At 61.4% G+C, this 6,258-nt stretch carries 6 protein-coding genes and 1 pseudogene; 3 read left to right on the forward strand and 4 right to left on the reverse strand.

The window, feature by feature from the left end:
- Positions 1-345 precede the first annotated feature (345 nt).
- Complete coding sequence (gene repC, locus EOC94_RS32685) at positions 346-1,689, forward strand: plasmid replication protein RepC (RefSeq protein WP_127295702.1); 1,344 nt, start codon at positions 346-348, stop codon at positions 1,687-1,689.
- Positions 1,690-2,002: 313 nt separating this feature from the next.
- Here the strand turns inward: repC and EOC94_RS32690 are convergent, their stop codons facing one another.
- Positions 2,003-2,935, reverse strand: coding sequence for a recombinase family protein (locus EOC94_RS32690; RefSeq protein WP_127295704.1), 933 nt, complete (start codon positions 2,933-2,935; stop codon positions 2,003-2,005).
- 161 nt (positions 2,936-3,096) lie between these two features.
- Between EOC94_RS32690 and EOC94_RS32695 the strand changes: the two genes are divergently transcribed.
- Positions 3,097-3,435, forward strand: a complete 339-nt coding sequence (locus tag EOC94_RS32695) for a type II toxin-antitoxin system RelE/ParE family toxin (RefSeq protein WP_127295706.1) — start codon at positions 3,097-3,099, stop codon at positions 3,433-3,435.
- Positions 3,432-3,785, forward strand: coding sequence for a helix-turn-helix domain-containing protein (locus tag EOC94_RS32700; protein ID WP_127295708.1), 354 nt, complete (start codon positions 3,432-3,434; stop codon positions 3,783-3,785). The genes EOC94_RS32695 and EOC94_RS32700 overlap by 4 nt, the downstream gene beginning before the upstream one ends.
- A 189-nt stretch (positions 3,786-3,974) precedes the next feature.
- Here EOC94_RS32700 and EOC94_RS32705 read toward each other — a convergent pair whose 3' ends face one another.
- The 3 genes and pseudogenes from EOC94_RS32705 to EOC94_RS32715 all read right to left on the reverse strand — a co-directional run.
- On the reverse strand, positions 3,975-4,394 hold the full coding sequence (locus tag EOC94_RS32705) for a hypothetical protein (RefSeq protein WP_127295710.1): 420 nt from the start codon (positions 4,392-4,394) through the stop codon (positions 3,975-3,977).
- A gap of 317 nt (positions 4,395-4,711) precedes the next feature.
- Positions 4,712-5,884: a site-specific integrase gene (locus tag EOC94_RS32710; RefSeq protein WP_127295712.1), complete on the reverse strand. Its 1,173-nt coding sequence runs from the start codon at positions 5,882-5,884 to the stop codon at positions 4,712-4,714.
- 9 nt (positions 5,885-5,893) lie between these two features.
- Positions 5,894-6,258: pseudogene (locus tag EOC94_RS32715) on the reverse strand (hypothetical protein); the annotation flags it as partial.

Below are 6,258 nucleotides of genomic sequence, written 5' to 3' on the forward strand. Positions count from 1 at the left end.
CCTGCGGAAAGGTCTTGGTCACTTGCGGGTAATGCCGTGAAAGTCGCATCAAAGGATACCGGGAAGGGCTTTACCTTGGCACTCAAGGCCCAGGACGCGTCTCGGTTTGGGGCGTATCTCTCGGAACACCTAGAACGCTTTTATCAAGAGTTCCAGAAGACGGAGCAGATGTAAGAAAAGTACGAAGCCGCAAAAGAAAAAGGCCACCGAAACGAATTCCGGAAGCCCTTCTCTGTAGTGTCGCAGCTGAGAGAATCGCATTTCCGGGAATCACCGTCAAGGGCTGATCGAGCCCAGCGCCGTTTTGGCGAGCGGATTTCTTTTGCCTGAACACAGGTGAAGACAATGGAAACGCATTTTTCAACGACGCCCTTCGGGCGGCGGCGGATGACGCTTGGCATGATCTCAAGCCAAGTCACCGCAAGGGCGGTGTCGAAGGACGTGACCGTCCACAAATGGCACGTCTTCCAAGACATCAAGGACGCCAGGGTCGCTCTGGGCGCCACTGATCGTGCTTTGGCCATTCTCGACGCGCTGTTGTCGTTCCATCCGGACACGGCGCTTTATGCCGACGGCGAGCTGATCGTCTGGCCATCCAACGAGCAGCTGATCCGCCGCGCCAACGGAATGCCGCCAACGACGTTGCGGCGGCACCTGGCCGTCCTGGTGGAGTGCGGCTTGATCATCCGTCGGGATAGCCCGAATGGCAAGCGCTTCGCCCGGAAAGGGCAGGGCGGCGAGATCGAGCAAGCCTATGGCTTCGACCTCTCGCCGATTGTCGCGCGCGTTGAGGAGTTCAAGGATCTTGCGGAAGCGGTCAGATCTGAGAAGAAGGCCTTACGGCTCGTTAAGGAGCGGCTAACCATATGCCGGCGTGACATCGTCAAGATGATCGATGCCGGCATTGAGGAAGGCGTGCCGGCGAACTGGGGCAGGGTCCAGCAGGCCTACCAGGCGATTGTCGGCCAGATACCACGCACCGCACCCAGACAGACCTTCGAGGCGATTGCCGAGGAGCTTGAAGGCCTTTGGGCTGAAGTGCGTGAGGCATTGGAATCATTTGTAAAAACGCAGAAAATGGACGCCAATGAGTCCCGAAATGGACGCCACATACAGAATTCAAAACCAGACTCTAAATTTGAATCTGAAAGTGGCCCAGGAAATAAAGATGAAGCGGGCGGCAACGTTGCGGACACCGACAACGTACGGAGCCTGCCGAAGCGGGAGCTGCCGTTAGGAATCGTGCTGGATGCCTGCCCGAATACGCTTTGGCTGGTGAAGGGCGGCGGCGGAATCCGCAACTGGCGTGACTTTCTGGCCGCGGCCGAGGTTGCCCGGCCGGCCATGGGCATCAGCCCGAGCGCCTGGGAGGAGGCCCGAACTGAAATGGGTGAGCAGCAGGCGGCGATTACCATTGCCGCGATTTACCAGCGGCAGGACCAGATCAACAGCGCCGGCGGCTACCTGCGCAGCCTGACGGACCGGGCAAAGGCCGGAAAGTTCTCGGTCTGGCCGATGGTGATGGCCTTGTTGCGGGCCAAGCTTGACGCGTCGAAGACGACCGGAACCGGAGCTGAAGCCGCTGCCGTCGAGTTGGAGACGGCGGGCAAGATTGTGCGCACCGAATCCCGACTGGAAATCAGTGATGCGTTGCGCCGCAGCCTCGACAAGCCGGGGCGCAGATCATGATGAGGCGCGCCGGTTTTGATCCGCCCTATGGGACTTGGGCGGTCGCTGAAGCGCTTGTCGGGAAGAGCGTCTTATGAGAGCATCGTGGGCATGAAAAGCGAACACGACCGGGAACCGACGCCCGATGAAGCCGCCGGAATGGTATGGTGGAACTCACTTGCCGAATCCGATCGTGCGGCGTGGCTGGCGCGGGCTGACAGCGCTGTTCCAGCGGTCGCCTGGGCCGCATACAAGCGGCTTGGGGACGGTGAGCGGCAGCCGCGGACCGTCAACTGAGGACTGTTCTGCAGCGGATGACGTCCTTGTACCTCGGTCAGCTCGCGGGTGGTTCGGCGACGAGACCAAGCCGCCGGGCTCGATCGAGCAGGTTCTTGACTGATGAGGCCGACCATTTTGCGCTCCCTCGTGGGGTACGCTCATGCAGGCGCTCGAGCTGGCCGGCCATGTCGCGTAGCGATAGGTCTGGGTTGGACTGCGAAATCCCTGCCACGAGGGTCATCAGGCGATCTTCGGGAGGTTGCGGAGACGCCCGCTTCAGCAGTGTGGATTCGGCCAGGTGCTCGGTGACGAGCCATCTCACTGCCCGCCGCAGTCGTTCGGGCGTCCAGTCGAGGCCGCGCTGCTTCAGGATCCGAGCGATATCGTCCCAGTTGTGGTCTGGTCGCATCCGGCGGACCGTCGGAAGCCACTGGTTCATCGTTGATTGTAGCCGTCGGCCATAGGCTGCCTTTTGCACCGCGGTCATCTTCGCCAGGGCTTCGGGCCTGCGCTCCCGGATACCAGGATTGCCCGGCAGCCGCCCCTTCGATCGTGCAGCGATGATGCCCGCCTTGGTCCGCTCCGAAATCAACGCACGCTCGAGCTGGGCAACGGCGCCGAGTACCTGCAGCGAAAACATGCCCTGTGGCGTCGACGTGTCGATCGGATCTCGGAGAGATCGGAAATGCGCGCCCTTCTCGGTCAGATCCTCGATCACCTGAAGAAGATGGCTGACCGAGCGCGCGAGACGATCGAGACGCACAACGACCAGGACATCGCCGGCGCCGATCTCGCTGATCAACCGCAATAGGGCAGGGCGGGCTCTCGACGCACCGGATCCATGTTCCTGAACGACGACGTCACAGCCGGCCGACCGCAGCTCAATTTCCTGCGCTTCCGTCGCTTGTTCGTCCGTCGACACGCGCGCGTAGCCGATTTGCCGGCCCTGTGGTCGACCGGAGCGTCGATCTTGCGCCTCACGGGCCATTTGCGGCGTCTCTCAGCATCGGGAAGGGCGGTTGTACAAACACCGAAGATATCAGCAAACGATCGTTTGGAGGCGCTTGGCGGCAACAAGAGTCGCGAAACACTGCTTGACTTTTCCCGATGCGCAAGCCACTTACTAACCCAATGGGTTATAGGAGCAGCATGCAGACGGTCGCCGAGACACCGCTCTTCATCAAGCAGGCCGCTGAACTTTTCACCGAAGAGGAGCGCAGGGAACTGATTGATTTCCTGGCGGCCAACCCCCAGGCGGGTGACGAAATTCCCGGTGCGGGTGGTGTTCGCAAATTGCGTTTCGCCGCCAAAGGAAAGGGCAAGCGCGGTGGAGCCCGCGTGATTTACTACTGGTACAGCGATGAGGCGCCGATTTATGCCCTTCTGGCGTATGGAAAGAACGAGAAGACCGATTTGAAGCCGGAAGAGGCCAAGGCTGTAGCCGCATTCGCGAAAGCGATCAAGGCAGCGAACAGGAGCAAGATATGAGCGAGATGACGAAGTTTGGAGCGGACCTGATCCAGGCAATGTCCGAGGCGCTGGCTCACGCTCAGGGTAAGGACGTTCCGGGAATGCAGGTGCACGCGGTTGATATCGGCACAGTTGATGCGAAGTCGATCCGCAAGAAGCTGGACCTTACACAGGACCAGATGGCGACCGTGCTCGGGACCAGCCCGTCCGGCTACAAGAAGTGGGAGCAGGGGAAGAGGCAGCCCAGTGGCGCTGCGCGCACGCTGCTTCGTATCATGGAGCGAGAGCCGGAAGCTGTGCTGCGAGCCCTATCTGCGGAAAATCGTGAGGTCGACGAAACGCGCGCTTCACCTGCAGCGTCTCACTGACTGGAACATCAATCGGCTTGGTCCTATGTGATCACCGCGCGGCCCGTCCGAGCGACCGTTCCGCGTCATTGTAATAGATCGAGGGCTGCTGAACGGCGGGTGCCGCGACTGCTGCATGCTTCGGGACAGCCGCGTCGCGTCGGGAACTTCAGTGAGATAGCGGGGGGCGCAGGATGTGAGGGGCCGATATCAGTCACCGACGTCCATCGAATTGAGATCGCACCACATCCTCAACGCTGTTTCCTGCGCATTCGCTTCGAAATCGTACCATTGATCGAGTGCACCCCTTCGCTGCAACAGGTCCTTGAATCTGGCGTACGCACCTCTTTTGCTGAAGATTTCTCGAACGTCACCGACGTCGTCTGGCAGGAATTCGCGGGCGAAATCCAACGCTAGCGGCTTGCCCAGCTCGAGTTCTCTCTTGTCAGGGATTTGGACGTATTTGTCGCTGTCGTCGATATCATGCGGCAATTCGTCCAAATCACCAGTGAATTCGGACTGCCAGTAGAGCGTGCCTGACTGCTTGCACAGAAAGGCCTGATGTTCTCCCGTGCCCCCGGAACTGACGAATTCGAAAGCTAACAGTATGTCTTTGAAGCTGACGGGCATTGTCGTTCGGCGTCCCATATGGATTGGCGTGGAGCCAACGCATCAGAGGTCGGCACCGTGAGCTGTTCTCGACCGTGCCCCGCCGCATTGTATAGTCGGACGAAGCCGCTCGCGAACGCGCCCTCAACGACGCTGTAGCGAGCGGCGTAGCGGCGGGCATTGACGTTCGCCGGCAGGGGCGGGTTGCGCACACCAACCTGATTTGAAGCACCCACGGTATGACACGATGAACCGGCGCACGCTCGTGGTGAAGACCCCTGACGCTGATCTTTTGTGCGAGATGGTGGACTTTGCCGCCAAGCGGCGGTCCGGGTTTCTTAAACGATGATCCTTGCCGCCCTTCCGAGCGTCCGTTCCGCGTCGTTGTAGTAGTTCGACGCCTGTTGCACCGAACGATGCTGCGACTGCTGCATGGCTTCGGGCAGCGGAATGCCGCGACGGGCAGTTTCGGTGAGATAGCCGGAGCGCAGACCGTGGGCGGAAAACAGCGCCGGATCGAGCCCGGCCTCGGCGGCGCGGCGCTTGAGGATCAGATTGACCGCTTGCGGCGTCAGCGCGCGTTTTTCGAGATTGCCCCAGCGATCGATGCCGCGAAACACGGCGCCCTCTGTGATCCCGGCGCGTTCGAGCCAGCCTTTCAGGGCCAGAACCGGCCGGCCAACCAGCAGCACGAAGGCGTCGCTGTCGGCCTGTGTCGTTTTTGTCCGGCCGAGCCGGATTTTTAGGCACGGCAGTTTGTCCAAAGAGTCGGGAGCCTTGGGATCGGCCGGCACCGGCTCTTCTTCGACGATCTGCTCGAACCTGAGCGAAGCAATTTCGCTGCGGCGGCGGCCGCCTGAGGCGAAGGCGGTGATGAGAAGGGCGCGGTCGCGCACGTCGACGAGGCGGTCGCCCGCGCAGGTGTTGAGCAGGGTGGTCAAAATATCGGCGGTCACCGCCTTTTTGCTCTTGCGGCCGCGGGGGCGGGCGCTGGCGCGCACCGCCAACTTGATCGCGCTCTGCAGTCCCGGCGCGTTGAATTTTCCCCTAAGGCCGCGCCATTTGGTCAGCGTCGACCAGCTGGACAGACGCCGGCGCACGGTGTTCGGCGCGTGCGGTCCATCGACGCGCAACAGTTTGGCCGACTTCAACGCCGCGGTCACGTCTTCCGGCATGCCGTGCGAAACGTCGGTCTCACGCTTTGCGGGATCCCACAGGTGATGGGCGACGAATTTTATCAGCAGCGCCTCCGGCGCCGGCCAGGGGAGCGAAAAACCGGTTGCGGCCAGAGACCAGGCTTCGAGGTAACCGAGATCCGAGGCCAGGGCGCGCAGCGAATTCTCGCCGATGCCTTCTTTGGCGAGATGGCGCAGTGTGGCGACATCGTCGTCGGTGAGGATTTCGGCCAGAAAATCGCGCCGGTCGAATGGCAGCACCGAATCCAGCGCATCGAGCGCCTCCGCACGGCGCAGTTTTTGGTCGGATGCGGGTTTTGGCAGGCGAAGATCCATGACGGCGGCTCAGAACAGATATTTTTTGTCGGCCCAGGCGAGCAGCACGGCTGCATCGCGGTCTGGCAGGCGCACGCGGCCGGCACGCAATCCGTCGGCGATCGCATCGCCGACGTCCGGATCGACCCAGTGCCCGTGCGTCATCAGAAAGAACCAGGCGAAGGGCAGGCCAATCTCGGCGTCGATCGCCTCGGTCCGCTCCATCAGGCGGTGCACCGAACTGTCTTCCATCGCCAGCTTCCCGGCGGGCATTTTGAGCGGCCGCGGGATAAAACCGATCTCGCGCCGGCCACGATCTTCGAAATCGTGGATGTCGAAGGCCCAAAGGTCAAAAATGCGGTGGGCGCAAGCGCTCGACCGCTGCCAGTCGGCAA

This window comes from Mesorhizobium sp. M6A.T.Ce.TU.016.01.1.1 (genome assembly GCF_003997065.1).
Classification (GTDB): Bacteria; Pseudomonadota; Alphaproteobacteria; order Rhizobiales; family Rhizobiaceae; genus Mesorhizobium; species Mesorhizobium mediterraneum.